This is a genomic window from Streptomyces sp. NBC_01296 (genome assembly GCF_035984415.1).
GTDB lineage: Bacteria > Actinomycetota > Actinomycetes > Streptomycetales > Streptomycetaceae > Streptomyces.
This window is the reverse complement of sequence record NZ_CP130720.1, coordinates 334,644-349,605: the sequence shown is the minus strand read 5'-3', so window position 1 is coordinate 349,605 and position 14,962 is coordinate 334,644. Positions and strand designations below refer to the sequence as shown.

At 67.6% G+C, this 14,962-nt stretch carries 11 protein-coding genes and 2 pseudogenes; 7 read left to right on the top strand and 6 right to left on the bottom strand.

What is annotated here, in order from left to right; translation table 11 throughout:
- Positions 1-131: 131 nt before the first annotated feature.
- Entirely contained in the window at positions 132-584 is a 453-nt protein-coding gene (locus OG299_RS01700; RefSeq protein WP_327360142.1) for a hypothetical protein, read from the top strand.
- 745 nt (positions 585-1,329) lie between these two features.
- Positions 1,330-1,749: a hypothetical protein gene (locus tag OG299_RS01695; protein ID WP_327360141.1), complete on the top strand. Its 420-nt coding sequence runs from the start codon at positions 1,330-1,332 to the stop codon at positions 1,747-1,749.
- A gap of 107 nt (positions 1,750-1,856) precedes the next feature.
- Here the strand turns inward: OG299_RS01695 and OG299_RS01690 are convergent, their stop codons facing one another.
- Positions 1,857-2,063 carry a hypothetical protein gene (locus OG299_RS01690; protein WP_327360140.1) on the bottom strand — a complete coding sequence of 69 codons (207 nt, stop codon included), beginning with the start codon at positions 2,061-2,063 and terminating at the stop codon, positions 1,857-1,859.
- 1,123 nt (positions 2,064-3,186) lie between these two features.
- Here OG299_RS01690 and OG299_RS01685 point away from each other — a divergent pair.
- The 4 genes from OG299_RS01685 to OG299_RS01670 all read left to right on the top strand — a co-directional run bounded on the left by OG299_RS01685 (position 3,187) and on the right by OG299_RS01670 (position 9,806).
- Entirely contained in the window at positions 3,187-3,849 is a 663-nt protein-coding gene (locus OG299_RS01685) for a ribosome-inactivating family protein (RefSeq protein ID WP_266637649.1), read from the top strand.
- Positions 3,850-4,660: 811 nt separating this feature from the next.
- Complete coding sequence (locus OG299_RS01680) at positions 4,661-6,991, top strand: Orn/Lys/Arg family decarboxylase (protein ID WP_327360139.1); 2,331 nt, start codon at positions 4,661-4,663, stop codon at positions 6,989-6,991.
- Between the two features lie 248 nt (positions 6,992-7,239).
- Positions 7,240-8,586 carry an IS630 family transposase gene (locus OG299_RS01675; RefSeq protein ID WP_327360012.1) on the top strand — a complete coding sequence of 449 codons (1,347 nt, stop codon included), beginning with the start codon at positions 7,240-7,242 and terminating at the stop codon, positions 8,584-8,586.
- A 107-nt stretch (positions 8,587-8,693) separates the two neighbouring features.
- Complete coding sequence (locus OG299_RS01670; RefSeq protein WP_327360138.1) at positions 8,694-9,806, top strand: IS630 family transposase; 1,113 nt, start codon at positions 8,694-8,696, stop codon at positions 9,804-9,806.
- 27 nt (positions 9,807-9,833) lie between these two features.
- Here the strand turns inward: OG299_RS01670 and OG299_RS01665 are convergent, their stop codons facing one another.
- The 4 genes and pseudogenes from OG299_RS01665 to OG299_RS01650 form a co-directional block, all read right to left on the bottom strand.
- Positions 9,834-10,496 carry a M15 family metallopeptidase gene (locus OG299_RS01665; protein WP_008735774.1) on the bottom strand — a complete coding sequence of 221 codons (663 nt, stop codon included), beginning with the start codon at positions 10,494-10,496 and terminating at the stop codon, positions 9,834-9,836.
- A gap of 79 nt (positions 10,497-10,575) precedes the next feature.
- Positions 10,576-11,922, bottom strand: a complete 1,347-nt coding sequence (locus tag OG299_RS01660; RefSeq protein WP_327360012.1) for an IS630 family transposase — start codon at positions 11,920-11,922, stop codon at positions 10,576-10,578.
- Between the two features lie 45 nt (positions 11,923-11,967).
- Positions 11,968-13,089: an IS630 family transposase gene (locus OG299_RS01655; protein ID WP_327280728.1), complete on the bottom strand. Its 1,122-nt coding sequence runs from the start codon at positions 13,087-13,089 to the stop codon at positions 11,968-11,970.
- A gap of 112 nt (positions 13,090-13,201) precedes the next feature.
- Positions 13,202-13,593 (bottom strand): annotated as a pseudogene (locus tag OG299_RS01650) (hypothetical protein).
- On the opposite strand from OG299_RS01650, the pseudogene OG299_RS01645 reads away from it, so the two are divergent.
- Positions 13,529-14,033, top strand: a pseudogene (locus OG299_RS01645) (alpha/beta fold hydrolase); the annotation flags it as partial. The pseudogenes OG299_RS01650 and OG299_RS01645 overlap by 65 nt on opposite strands.
- 261 nt (positions 14,034-14,294) lie before the next feature.
- On the opposite strand, the gene OG299_RS01640 reads toward OG299_RS01645, so the two are convergent.
- Positions 14,295-14,720 (bottom strand): hypothetical protein, encoded by a 426-nt coding sequence (locus OG299_RS01640; RefSeq protein ID WP_327360137.1) that lies wholly within the window; start codon positions 14,718-14,720, stop codon positions 14,295-14,297.
- Positions 14,721-14,962 lie beyond the last annotated feature (242 nt).

Here is a 14,962-nt window from a genome sequence, read left to right as displayed (position 1 = left end):
GTCGGCGGCGTAGCCCCCGGTGAGGGTAGCCGCGCCGAGAGCGCCGATCCCTTCGCGGGGCTGACCGTCCGGGCGGCTCGCCGATATCCTGGGACCGAGATCGGGGGCTTCCCCATCCAGAAGGCAGCACAATGCGGCGTCGATACCTCACACTCCTCACGGCCCCGCTCCTCGCCTCCTCGGTGGCCCTCGCCCCCGCCCACGTGGCGCAGGCTGGAACCGCTGGGACGAGCGGGGTCAAGCAGGCGGTGAAGGTCACCAAAGTCGAAGTAGTAACCCTGCTGAAGCCGGGGGAGACCGTCGAGTGCAACGGCACTCCCGTGGCCATGGCCTTCGACGGAAAGATCACGGCGACCGGGCCGGGCACGGTCCGCTACCACTGGACCGTGAATGCCGGCCGCGCCCGGGTCTCCCCGGGATCCCTCGCCTTCGGTGCGGGCACCTCCACCAAGGTCGTCCTTCAGGTCGTGGACATGGCGGCGCCCAGGAACGCCAAGACGGTGACCGGGTACGTCACGCTCCACCTGCCGGACCAAAAGAAGAGCGTCCGCAGCGAGCAGGTGACGTTCCCCTGCAAGAAGTGAGCCCTACTTCTTCCTGCGCTTCAGCAACAGCTTCGACAGGCCCGCCGGAACAAGACGGCAGGTGATGTCTGGGTACGGCAGCGGCGCGACCGCCAGCGAGTCCATTGGCAGGTCCGTCCGGGCCGACTGCGGTTTTGGACGATCCCAGCCGGGGTGCCACTCCGCCACCGGCTCGCCGGCGCGGGCACGATGCCCGTCGCGCCCCGGCCCTCGTTGGGCGGCACGTGACCCCGAACCCCATCCCGCTCGGCCACACCGCCTTCCTCCACGCCCGATGCGGCCTTCTGCCTGGCTTCCGGCTCCTCTGCCGCCTTGGACAGCCCCCTGGAGCCGCTGTACGGACCGGGCCGCCCGGTGGCCGGCCAGACTGCCGGCCCGCCGTCGCGCCACGCGATCAGCAGCGCATCGTCCAGGCGGACGTTGTCCGGGTCCAGGCCGGCCTGGCGCGCGAGCTCCGGAAGGTCGCCGGGCCCAGGATCGCCGAACAGGTGTCGGCCCCAGCGGTGGTGCGGTCCGCGGGGCGGGTCGCGGGTCGGGAACCGTTCCGCCGGATCCTGCGTGAGCTCTTGATGGGCAGTCGGCTGGCGGAGGAGACCTGATGAAAACGCGGACGATGGTGAGCGTGGCGGTATCGGCATGCGTGGCGCTGGTGGCGTGCGGGTGCGGTCCGCAGAAAGCGAAGGAGAGCGCTGACGCGAAGCCTTCGCAGTCGTCCGCGTCCACACCGGCGAAAGTGCCGTCAGGCATGCCGTCCGCGTCCGCCGGAACCGAGACGCCGTCGGCCGCCGTGACTGGTAACCGGCCCGCGCCCAGGACGAAGGAGCGCGCGATCCAGCGGTACGAGCAGTACCTCCACGGGCTCGGGCGTGAGGACATCGACACGGTCTGCGAAGTGGCCGGGCCCGGCGCGAAGAAGGCAGAGGACCAAGGATTCGGTCCGTGCACGTCGACGTATGTGACTGTGTTCCAGATGATCTCACCCGAGCAGAAGAAGGCCCTGCAGACCGCGACGGTCGATCCGCAGCGGGTCCCCGTGCGCACCCTCGACAAGATCGAGATGCCGCTCGAAGCGGTCAGGTCCTCCGCCACCTTCTCCGAGGAAGAGCTGGGCAGCTACACCCTGGAGTACCTCGAGAACGACTACTACGTCACCGACGGAAAGTGACCCTCCGTACGCGGAGACCCTGGCGGCAGAATTCGCGTGCCGCAAGTGCCCTCGTGGGGCATCAGGTTGAGCTGCCCCGGGCGCTGCTCGATGTCGAGTGGCTGCCGTCAGTGGCCTTTCACGGTGAGGCCGACCAGCGGGGTGGGGATCGCGTCCCACGCCCCGGGGTGGAATTCCGCGTCGGACATCCCACAGGTGGGCGGGAGATTCCCGAGCGCACGCTCCGTTAGATCGTCGCCGGCCTCCAGCGCGCCGGGGTAGACCCGGTCTACCTGGGCGAGTGGAAATATCTGGACGGCAACGAGTTCGACCACGTGGTCCACAAGATGATCACATGGCGGGCACCCCACCCGGACAGCGACGCCTGACGGCGGCACTCCAGGCCGGGCCGAACCTGTGCCTCCGCCTTCGCGAACGTTGCGACAACAAGTGTGACGGCGGGCCCCGAGCAGCATCGTGCCGATCACCGGAGCCACCGACTCGCGCGCCGGCTGTGCTGATCCGCTCCAGAACCGATCGCTTTCGCTGGAGGAGCGGGGGCAGCACGCCCATCGTTGCCTCTACACCGTACTGCGACGCGCTCCTACGCCCCGGTGGGTTCGGTGTGGAGCTCTGAACGGGGCCACCGGTATCCGCCGGTCCGGCTCTCCTCAGCCCGGGTAGGAGATCGAGCCCAGCGGTGGGCAGGGGATGAGCGCGGTGTCGGCGCCGGGGCGTTCTACGAAGGCCCGGGCCGCGAGAGGCCGGACGAGGTGATGCGCATCCGCTGATACAGGGCTCGGAAGCGGGGGATCGCGGTGCAGCGGACGTATGGGGGCGATGTGGAGCGCCATGCAGTCGTTGAAGCCGGCTGCCACCGCGGCGTCGAGGTGGAGGATGCCCTGGTCCGCCCGTCCGCCTGTCCGCCCGTCTGCCCGTCTGCCCGTCCGCCCGTCCGCGTGCGATGGCCAGGCTGCCGAGGCTCGCGCCCGGCTCGACTACAGCGGCACTGGTTTCGTGGGCGCGGTCCCGCCCGCCTCCGCAACGATGGTGAAGGGTGCAACTACGGCCGCGAAGGAGGCGGTGGAATCCGTCGCCAATGCCAACACGTAGCAGCGATGTGCCGCACCGGGCACTGCGGTCGTGTCGCCCGGGTGCGGCATGTACCCGACAGGAAGGCGCTGGCCGTGGTCTCCGACACTCGGCACCGCCCTGCTGTTCCTGCCCTGTGACTGACTGGCGGCTCACCTGCCACCCCGGAAGCGGCCCCGGGTCCCCGGTGCAGACATCAGGCGGCTGCGTGTCCGGGGCAGGTCCTGCCACCGGGACCACGTGCCTATTTCTTAGCATCAGAGGCCAACTATTTGCCCGGCCGCCACCAGAACGACTACAAAGGAACGAACCGATCCGAACCCTGATCTGGGGATGATGTCGAAGGCGGTGGATGCGCATGCATGAATGCAGCAGGATCGAACCGATCGAGGTCAGATTACTGCAGGGAAGGCCGATTTCCGGCGGGCTCCCCTGATGCGGGCGGCCATGCTGAAAACTGTGTCGTTTTCTCCGGCGCACGCATCAGTGGACGAGTATCGGCTCCTGACATCGACCATTCGGTCGAGAGTCGAGGATGCTCAGGGATTTTTCGGCGGCGCCTCGCGACTGCCGGGGGAAATGGCGTACCTGCCCCTGCATGTTCAGATGCGAGGTCTGTCCATCGACCTCTACATTGAGCTCCGCCTGCACGACGCGGGCATGCGCATCGTCGGATTCCGCAACACATTCGAGAATGGACAAGTCCCGCCGGAAGCGTGTGTCCGCCACGTTCGGGACTCCATTGCGCCACCAGGGATCCGTCGAACCGAAGTCCTGCCGTTCGGCGGATGCCGCTCCGACCTGGAGACGGCCGCCGCCGTGCGGCGTTTGGGGATCTTACTGGGGCGTCGGCCCCTGGGTGACGCGGTGATTTGGCTGCACCGGAACCGCGACCCGAAGTGCACCGCACACGGAATGCTCGTGCTCTCGGAAATGATCTGCGAGGCCGCCCGATTCCCCGCCCTGGCCGATGCGATGTCGCGTATCTGGATGACCGGCGGACGGCTGTCGTCCGCGGCACCCGCCTGAAAGCAATTGCCGAAACGCCAACCCGGAGCAAGGTACCGAAGAAGGAGCGAGCCCCTCGCCAGGAGCTCGTTTCAATCCCGCACGATCCGCAATTCTTCCTGGGGATCCACGGAACAGGATCGAATTCGATAGTCAAGCGTACCGGTCACCTTTTCGTTCTTGCCGATGTACCCGCCGCCGTGGTCCTGGCCCTCGGCCTTTCGGGAACAGCTCTCGCTGAGGGCGGAAGGCGCACCAGATCGAGGAGTACCTGAAACATCCGGATCGAATGACGGACGGAAGGCGGCTCTGACGCGGAACCTTTTATCTCCATTCCCGCAGACGGGAGACGTCCTATAGGCAGACCCATCATGAGCGCCTGACGCAGGCGCGGTGACTCGTTGAGGCAGCAGCCGCCCCCCAGGGATATATGAGGGGCGGCCGCTTGCCGTTCCCGGTATCGGTTCCGGTTCCAGCCCGTGCCTGTACCCGTTCCGGTGCGGCGCCCAGCCGGCCCCACGGCCACCTCCGCGATGGCAGCCGGCGATGGTCAGGGCCGTAGGAGGCAGACCACGGCGCGTGCCGCTCGCACGTTGCCCGCCACCCGCACGGGCACCTGGAGGCCGGGAATGGTACCGCCGCCCAACACCATGAAGGGGGAATTCGTGCTGCTTCCACAATTTCGTGCCCCCACTGTGCCTCCTGCGAGTGAAGCAGCTGTCGAAGATCGCCGTTCGTCCACGGCCGCCGGAAGACTGTGCCGCAGGTTGGCGGCCCGTCGGCACGGCGGCACCACGACGCCACCCCCACCCCTCACACGAAGGCGGACGTCATGGCGAACGGCACGGTCCTGCTGGCCCTGCGGGAGGACCCCTTGGGCGGCGGCGCGAGTTCCGAGCAACTGCGCAGGATCGGCAAGGCGATCGAGAACAAGGGGCTGGAGACGCGGTGGGCCGCCAGTGCCGGTGACGCCCGGGCCGCCCTCTACACGGAGGCGGGACTCGCTGCCGCCGTCGTCGCATGGGACCTTCCGCGCGGTCGGCGCGGGGCCACCGAGGAGGGCGGGGGCGCCGACGTCCTGCGTGACATCGCGGCCCGTTTCAAGGGCCTGCCCGTCTTCCTCCTCATGGCCGACGAGTACGACCAAGACCTCGAACGCCTGCCGCTGTGGGTCTCCGAGGCGGTCGTCGGCTACATCTGGCCCCTGGAGGACACGCCCTCCTTCATCGCCGGCCGCGTCGTCACCGCCGCCCGTGCGTACCACACGGACGTGCTGCCGCCGTTCTTCAAGGCGCTGCGCCGTTTCGACGACGCCCACGAGTACTCCTGGCACACCCCCGCGCACGCGGGCGGCGTCGCGTTCCTGAAGTCCCCGGCGGGGCGCGCCTTCTTCGACTACTACGGCGAGCGCCTCTTCCGCAGCGACCTGTCGATTTCCGTCGGCGAGCTGGGATCCCTCTTCGAGCACAGCGGCCCGATCGGTGAGGCGGAGCGCAACGCCGCCCGCGTCTTCGGCGCCGACCGTACGTACTTCGTCCTGCACGGTGACTCCACCGCCGACCGCATGGTGGGGCACTACAGCGTGACCTCCGACGAGATCGCGCTGGTGGACCGCAACTGCCACAAGTCCGTGCTGCACGGCCTGGTGATCTCCGGTGCCCGCCCCGTGTACCTCGTACCCACGCGCAACGGCTACGGTCTGGCCGGCCCGCTGCCCCCGGCCGAGACCGATGCGGCGGCGGTCGCCGCCCGGATCGCGGCCAACCCCCTTACGGCGGGCGCGGTGTCGTCCGAAGCCCAGTACGCGGTGCTCACCAACTCCACGTACGACGGCCTGTGCTACGACACCGTCGCGACGGCCCGGGCCTTCGCCCCCAGCACCCCCCGCCTGCACTTCGACGAGGCATGGTTCGCCTACGCCCGCTTCCACCCCCTCTACGCCGGGCGCTACGGAATGGCCGTGGGCCCCGACACCTTCGAGGGGCCCGAGCGGCCCACCGTCTTCGCCACGCAGTCCACCCACAAACTGCTGGCCGCGCTCTCGCAGTGCGCCATGGTCCACGTCAAGTCGGCGCCCCGGGCTCCCGTCGAACACGAGCGGTTCAACGAGGCGTTCATGATGCACGGCACCACCTCGGCGCTCTATCCGGCGATCGCCTCCCTGGACGTGGCCACCGCCATGATGGACGGCGCGCAAGGCCAGTGGCTGATCGACGAGGCGATCACCGAGGCGATCCGCTTCCGCCAGGCCGTCGTGCGCACCGGCCGCCGGATCGCCGCCGCGGGCGACCGGCCCGACTGGTTCTTCGGTGTGTGGCAGCCCGAGACGGTCACCGACCCGGCCACCGGCGAGCACATCCCGTTCGCCGACGCCCCGCCGGCGCTGCTGAGCCGCGAGGCCGGCTGCTGGCACCTCGAACCCGGCGCCGACTGGCACGGGTTCGCCGGCCTCGGCGAGGGCTACTGCATGCTGGACCCGGTCAAGGTGACCCTGACCTGTCCCGGTGTGACGGCCACCGGTGAGACCTCGCCCCGGGGCATCCCCGCTCGGATCCTCACCGCGTACCTGGCGAACCGCGGCATCGTCGTGGAGAAGACCGACAGCTACAGCACCCTCGTCCTCTTCTCCATGGGCATCACCAAGGGCAAATGGGGCACCCTGATGGACGCCCTCATGGACTTCAAGGCCTTGTACGACGCGGACGAGCCGCTGGACCGGGTCCTGCCCGGTCTCGTCGAGCAGTTCCCGCGCCGGTACGCCGGCACCACCTTGGGCCGGCTGTGCCAGGAGATGCACGAGCACCTCACCCGCGCCGATCTGATCACAGCGCTCGACACGGCCTTCCAGCAGCTTCCGGAGCCCGTCGCACCACCCCGGCGCTGTTACCAGCAGCTGATCCGGGGCGGTACCGAACGCCTGCGGCTGGCCGATGCCGCGGGCCGGGTGGCGGCCGCGATGGTGACCGTGACACCCCCGGGCATCCCGGTACTGATGCCCGGGGAGTCCGTCGGCGCCCCCGACGGCCCGCTGCTGCGCTACCTGGGCGCGCTGGAGGGTTTCGACCGCGCCTTCCCCGGCTTCCACAGCGAGGCCCACGGGGTCACGATCGATCCGGAGAACGGCGACTACCGGATCGAATGCGTACGCCTGCCTGACGCCTGACGTGTACGAACGCCCGAGGGGGCGGCGAGGACAGGTCTGCGGCACACCGATGAATGGTTGACCGGCGGCAGGAGGCGGTCCGGCAGTTCCTCGACGACCCGGCCGACGAACCAGCACTCTCCGGCACCACCGAATGTGAGTCAGGGCCGTTCTCCTTACCGTCCCGGGTGTGCGGCCGCCGGTGGAACCGATGACGGCGCTAGTGTTCTGCGCCTGAAATCTCAGGGCTAAGTCTGTAGCCTGTTGTCATGTCGCCAGGTCCTCGTGCCGTCGAAGTCCGCCTGTCCAATGAGGAGCACGCCGAGTTGTCCCGCTGGGCGAGTGGGGCGGTGGCGCCGCGGTTCGCAGAGCGGGCGCGCATTGTGCTGGCGTGCGCAGGCGGGGTGCCGAACGCGCAGGTGGCGGTCAAGGTCGGTGTGACCGCAGCGACGGTGAGGAAGTGGCGCGGGAAGTTCGCCGCCGAGGGGATGGCCGGACTCGAGGATGCCGCCCGAATCGGCAGGCCGAAGGCCGATCTGGTTCTGAGTGAGGCTGAACGGAACCAGTTGGTCCGGTGGGCCCGGCGTGCGAAGACCGCCCAGTTTCTGGCTCTGCGGGCGAGGATCGTCCTGCGTTGTGCGGAGGGCGGGACGAACAGGCAGGCCGCGGTCGAGCTCTGTGTCGATGCCTCGACCGTCGACCGCTGGCGCAGTCGTTTCATCGCCCATCGCCTTGAAGGCCTGGTCGATGAGCCCCGTCCGGGCCGGCCGCCCTCGATTCTCCTTGACCAGGTCGAAGACGTGATCGTGGCGACGCTGGAGTCCACGCCGGGGAAGGATACTCACTGGTCGCGGGCCTCGATGGCAGCTCGGACGGGGCTGTCGAAGTCGACGGTCGGCCGGATCTGGAAGCGGTTCGATCTCAAGCCGCATCTGCAGGATTCCTTCAAGCTGTCCACCGACCCGCAGTTCGTCGACAAGGTCGTCGACGTCGTCGGCTTGTATCACAACCCGCCGGAACGGGCAGTGGTGTTATGCGTGGATGAGAAGAGCCAGATCCAGGCTCTGGACCGTTCACAGCCGGTGCTGCCGATGATGCCGGGCATGCCCGAACGACGCACCCACGACTACCTGCGGCACGGCATCACCAGCCTCTTCGCCGCCTTCAACATCGCCGACGGCACCGTCATCAGCGAACTCCACCGCCGCCATCGCGCGATCGAGTTCAAGAAGTTCCTGGTCACCATAGACAAAGCCGTGCCCCACGAGCTCGACGTGCACCTGGTCTGCGACAACTACGCCACCCACAACACTTCTGAGATCAAGACGTGGCTGGCCAGGCACCCCCGCTTCCATGTCCACTTCACGCCCACAGGCTCCTCCTGGATCAACCAGGTCGAGCGGTGGTTCGGTCTGCTGACCGACAAGCTCATCCGCCGCGGCGTCCACACCTCGGTGAAAGCACTGGAAGACGACATCCGGGCCTGGATCGAGACCTGGAACGAGGACCCGAAACCCTTTACCTGGACGAAGACCGCCGACGAGATTCTCAAGTCCCTCGCCGACTACCTCACCAAGATCACCCCATCCGACCCGAGCAACCAGGCGCAGACTTAGCCCTGAGATTTCGGGCGCAGAACACTAGTGCTGTGACCGGGAAGGTGCGCCGGGTTGCTCGTTGTGCTGGTTGGAAATGACTTCTCCAAGCAGCGTGGGGAGGCGGGATGGCGAAACCGGTCCGGGTTCGCGGGCTGACTGAGCAGGAGGGCCAGAAACTCCAGCACATCGTCCGGCGGGGCAGCACGAGTTCGGTGCGGTTCCGGCGGGCGATGATGCTCCTGGCTTCGGCCGGCGGGAGCACGGTCCCCGTCATAGCCCGCCTGGTCCAGGCGGACGAGGACACCGTCCGCGACGTGATCCACACGTTCAACGAGATCGGGCTCGCATGCCTGAACCCTCGCTGGGCGGGAGGCCGTCCCCGCCTTCTCGATCGTGACGACGAGGACTTCGTCGTCCAGACGGCCACCACTCGCCCGACCGTGCTGGGCAAGCCCTTCACCCGCTGGTCGATCCGAAAGCTTGCCGATCACCTGCGGCGCAACCGTGCCCGCCCCGTCCTCATCGGCCGAGAGGCCCTGCGGTGCCTACTCGCCCGCCGCGGGATCTCCTTCCAGCGCACCAAGACCTGGAAGGAGTCCCCGGACACGGAATTCGACGCCAAGCTGGCCCGGATCGAGTACGCGATCAACGAACGGCCGGACCGCACCTTCGCATTCGACGAGTTCGGCCCGCTGGGCATCCGCCCCACCGCCGGCTCCTGCTGGGCAGAACGGACCAGGCCCGACCGCCTGCCGGCCACCTACCGTCGCACCCACGGAATCACCTACTTCCACGGCTGCTACTCCGTCGGCGACGACCAGATGTGGGGCGTAAACCGGCGCCGCAAAGGCATCGACCACACCTGGGCCGCCCTGAGAACGATCCGGGCGGCCCGCCCGGACGGCGCCCCGATCTACGTGATCCTGGACAACCTCTCCGCCCACCTCAACTGGAGAATCCGCAGGTGGGCGGCCCGAAACAAGGTCGAGCTGTGCTTCACCCCGACCTACGCCTCCTGGGCCAACCCCATCGAAGCGCACTTCGGACCGCTACGGCAGTTCACCCTGGCCAACTCGAACCACCCCAACCACACCGTCCAGACCCGGGCCCTGCACGCCTACCTCCGCTGGCGCAACAAGAACGCCCGCCACCCCGACGTTTTGGCCGCCCAACGCCGCGAACGCGCCCGAATCCGCAGCGAGAAAGGCATCCGTTGGGGCGGACGACTCGCCGCGTGACCGGTCGGACAGGCAAGGCCAGGCCGGTTATCCGAGCGGGGTGATCTCCTTCGGGCCGTAGCAAGCGGCGGACTTCCCCGTGACCAGAGCCCAGTAGCGGTCGCCGAAGGACCAGTGCCACCATTCCGTGGGGTAGTTCACCAGCCCCGCCACCGCCAGCGCGGAACCCAGCAACCTCCGGTTGGCACGGGCCTCCTCGCTGATGTTGGCTGCATGGGTGTAGCAGGCGCCCTTGCTCTCCTCCGGGTCCGCGTTCATCCGTGTGCCCAGGTCCAGTTCGCGCCCACCGGCATCAGCCAGGGTGAGGTCGACGGCCGCGCCGGCGCTGTGCGGAGCGATGTCGGGCGGTGACACATACCGGCTCGCTGCCGAATAGATCTGCCGGGCGGACCATTCCGGGTGGATAGCCCGCAGCTGGCTCGTGTACTCCTCGAAGTACTCCCGCTGAAGAGAAGGGGGCCGATATCCCTCGACGAACAGCAGCCGCAAGTCCTGGGGAAGCCCCGCCTGGGCCCTGAGCAGCCGCTCCAGCACGCCTTCCCGCAGGTAGGCGAAGGCATCTGCCGGGTCTTGCTTGCGTGCATCGACCAGCAGCGAACCGGCGGCGCGAACGTCCACAAGACGTTCACCGCACTCCGCAACGGGTATGGCGGCGACCTTCGGGTCCGACATCAACACGATCTCACTCATGACGCGATCATCCCGCAAGGCTCAACCCGGCGAACCTATGCGGTCAGGGCACTAGTGTTCTGCGCCCGAAATCTCAGGGCTAAGTCTGCGCCTGGTTGCTCGGGTCGGATGGGGTGATCTTGGTGAGGTAGTCGGCGAGGGACTTGAGAATCTCGTCGGCGGTCTTCGTCCAGGTAAAGGGTTTCGGGTCCTCGTTCCAGGTCTCGATCCAGGCCCGGATGTCGTCTTCCAGTGCTTTCACCGAGGTGTGGACGCCGCGGCGGATGAGCTTGTCGGTCAGCAGACCGAACCACCGCTCGACCTGGTTGATCCAGGAGGAGCCTGTGGGCGTGAAGTGGACATGGAAGCGGGGGTGCCTGGCCAGCCACGTCTTGATCTCAGAAGTGTTGTGGGTGGCGTAGTTGTCGCAGACCAGGTGCACGTCGAGCTCGTGGGGCACGGCTTTGTCTATGGTGACCAGGAACTTCTTGAACTCGATCGCGCGATGGCGGCGGTGGAGTTCGCTGATGACGGTGCCGTCGGCGATGTTGAAGGCGGCGAAGAGGCTGGTGATGCCGTGCCGCAGGTAGTCGTGGGTGCGTCGTTCGGGCATGCCCGGCATCATCGGCAGCACCGGCTGTGAACGGTCCAGAGCCTGGATCTGGCTCTTCTCATCCACGCATAACACCACTGCCCGTTCCGGCGGGTTGTGATACAAGCCGACGACGTCGACGACCTTGTCGACGAACTGCGGGTCGGTGGACAGCTTGAAGGAATCCTGCAGATGCGGCTTGAGATCGAACCGCTTCCAGATCCGGCCGACCGTCGACTTCGACAGCCCCGTCCGAGCTGCCATCGAGGCCCGCGACCAGTGAGTATCCTTCCCCGGCGTGGACTCCAGCGTCGCCACGATCACGTCTTCGACCTGGTCAAGGAGAATCGAGGGCGGCCGGCCCGGACGGGGCTCATCGACCAGGCCTTCAAGGCGATGGGCGATGAAACGACTGCGCCAGCGGTCGACGGTCGAGGCATCGACACAGAGCTCGACCGCGGCCTGCCTGTTCGTCCCGCCCTCCGCACAACGCAGGACGATCCTCGCCCGCAGAGCCAGAAACTGGGCGGTCTTCGCACGCCGGGCCCACCGGACCAACTGGTTCCGTTCAGCCTCACTCAGAACCAGATCGGCCTTCGGCCTGCCGATTCGGGCGGCATCCTCGAGTCCGGCCATCCCCTCGGCGGCGAACTTCCCGCGCCACTTCCTCACCGTCGCTGCGGTCACACCGACCTTGACCGCCACCTGCGCGTTCGGCACCCCGCCTGCGCACGCCAGCACAATGCGCGCCCGCTCTGCGAACCGCGGCGCCACCGCCCCACTCGCCCAGCGGGACAACTCGGCGTGCTCCTCATTGGACAGGCGGACTTCGACGGCACGAGGACCTGGCGACATGACAACAGGCTACAGACTTAGCCCTGAGATTTCAGGCGCAGAACACTAGTGTCCTGCGCCGGAGATCCGTTGGCAGAAGCGGGCGAGTGAGTCGAGGATCTCTTCGGCTGTCTTGGTCCAGGTGAACGGGGTCGGGTTTTCGTTCCACTGCTTGACCCAGGCTCGGATGTCGGCTTCCAGGGAGCGCACACTCTTGTGGGCGCCACGGCGGATCTTCTGGTCCGCGAGGAAGCCGAACCATCGCTCAACCTGGTTGATCCAGGAGGAGCCGGTGGGTGTGAAGTGCAGGTGGAACCGTGGGTGTTTGGCCAGCCACGTCTTGATGGCCGGGGTTTTGTGGGTGCCGTAGTTGTCGCAGATCAGGTGGACCTGAAGGTGTTCGGGGACCTCTTTGTCAATCTTGATGAGGAACTTCTTGAACTCCGCGGCCCGGTGGCGACGGTGCAGTGAGGTGATGACTTCACCGGTCGCGACGTCGAAGGCCGCGAACAAGGTGGTCAGCCCGTTGCGAACATAGTCGTGAGTGCGGCGCTCGGGCATGCCGGGCATCATCGGCAGCACTGGCTGAGAGCGGTCAAGAGCCTGGATCTGGGACTTCTCGTCCACCGACAGCACCACCGCTCCTTCGGGCGGGTTGAAATACAGCCCCACCACGTCGTAGAGCTTCTCCACGAACAGCGGGTCCGTCGACAGCTTGAACGTGTCGCTCAAATGGGGCTTTAGCTGGAACTTCCGCCAGATCCGGCCCACTGTCGACTTCGACAGGCCACTGCGGGCGGCCATCGATGAACGCGACCAGTGAGTGGCGTTCTTCGGGATCTCCTCCAGCGTGCCGACCACTACCGCCTCCACCTGATCAACGCTGATGGTGGGTGGCCGGCCAGGCCGGGGCTCGTCGACCAGCCCGTCCAGCCGGGCCGCCAGGAACCGGCGACGCCACTTGCGGACCGTGTCGGCCGCGATATGCAACTCCCGTGCCACCACGACAATCGGCGGCACATCAGCACCGGCACACGCCAACACGATGCGGGCCCGCAAGGCCACCGCCTGCGCAGATGACGCCCTGCGGACCCAACGCTCCAACACCACACGCTCATCGGAAGACAACAACAACGGTTCCAACTTCGGACCACGACGTGGCACCGGCACATCCGCAGAAGCAGTCATACATAAACTAACGACGGATCTCCGGCGCAGGACACTAGCTGCGGAGTCCGTGCCGGGCCCCGGCGTGCCGGTCCGCGCTGGGGCTGTTCGTTGGGTGGACTCCGTGGTGGCGTCAGGGTTGTACAGGCGGCAGGGTGTGGCCGTTGTTGAAGATCCGGTCGAGGTGGTGGTGGAGTACCGCGATGGCCGATTCCGGCCTGCGCTGGCCGACGAGGATGCTGGTGCCCATGGTCGCTGTCATGGCGAGCAGGCTGATCGCGCCGGTGCGAGCGCCGGCTTCCGAGTCGGCCAGGCCGGCCTCCTGTGCCTGCTGGATCAATGAGGTCAGGGCGTTTTCGGCGGCGTCGGGGTTATCGATGAACGGCTGGGCGGGAGCCCTTCGTCGGTCAGGACAGGATGGAGCTCTGCGGCTCTGTCGCGCATGCCGACGGCGTGCAGTCCGCGCCGTCCGGCGACCTGGATGAGGGCCGCGGCGACCCGGGTGCGCTGTTCCTCGTGGTCCACGCGCTTCCTCGTCGGCTCTTCCTATGGCGGCTGGCTGGTCATCAACCAGGTCCACCGCCGGCCAGAAGGGCTTCGTCTGGAACTTCGCCAGCCTCTTCGCCACTTTCGCCCCCAAGGCGTGGCGCCCGCGGCTCGCCGCGTGGCTGGAGCAGCCGGTGATGGCCGTTCCCTGGCCGCTGCCCCTTTCGGAGGCGGAACTGGGCGCGATCCGGACGCCGTTCTACCTGGTCATGGGCAAGCGGAGCCTGCTCCTGCACCCGAAGCGGCAGCTGGAACGCGTACCGCGCCTGATCCCCGGGGCCCGCGCCGAGATCGTCGCCGCGACCGGACACGGACCGCAGATCGACCACCCTGACCTGCTCAACGCCCGGATGCTGAGCTTCATGGAGGACATCGACTCCCTCGATCCGGCGGCGGCCCGGGGCGCCACGGGCGCATAGTCGCGAGGGTCGTCGACGCGGCTGCTCCCCGTCAGCGTCGAAGGCCGGCGCCGCGGTGTGAGCAGGTGGACGGACCCGTGTCCTTCGAGGCTGTGCGCGGCGAGCGTCGAAGCCATCGGCCCTGAGCCCCGTGGCGGGTGGGGGAGCCGCGGCAGGGCATGCGGACGCCGGAGAGGTTGTGGGCCCCTCCGGCGTCCGTGTGTGCTGTGTTGTGCGGCTCCCCGGGCAATGTTTGCCGGGGGGCTGTGGAGTTGTAGGGTCTCACTTGCCGAGCTTGGCCTTGAGTTCGTCCTTGAGCTGGTCCTTGATGGTCTGCTTGTTGACCTGGCCGCCGGTGCCGGTGCCGTCGCCGCCTACGGCGGTGGCGTCTCCGGTGTTGATCGCGTCGGCGCTGGCGTTGCCGCCGGCGGCGTTGCCGGTCTGGACGTCGCATCCGCCTTCGCAGTTGCCGACGCCGCTGCTGGCGTTGCCGCCGGTGGCGGTTCCGCCGACGGTGGTGTTCTCCGCGTTGGCGTCGCCGCCGGTGCCGATGCCGTCGGCGCTGTCGTCCTGGAGGAGGTTGACGGCCTGCTGCGGGGCGGCGGTGGGTGCGGCCATGGCGGTCGCAGGGAGGGCGATGCCGCCGCCGACCAGTGCAAGGGAAGCTCCGGCCAGAACGATACGACGGGTCGGGAAACGCTCGAACATGGGAATTCTCCATTCGGAATCAATAAGGTTTGTAAGCCGCCGCGCAGAATAGGCCGGGGAAATTCTTCGGCTTGCTGTTCTGCGGTGGTTCCCCGGTGAGGGCGTACTTCAAATAAACCCTGTGGGGGAGCGTGCGTCACGCCACTCGCATACGTGGCTTGACGCCAAGAGGTGATCTTGATAGAAGGCTGTCCGGTGTGTCGGGACGGCCGTAGCGTCGGCTGCGTCGGCTGTGCATGCCG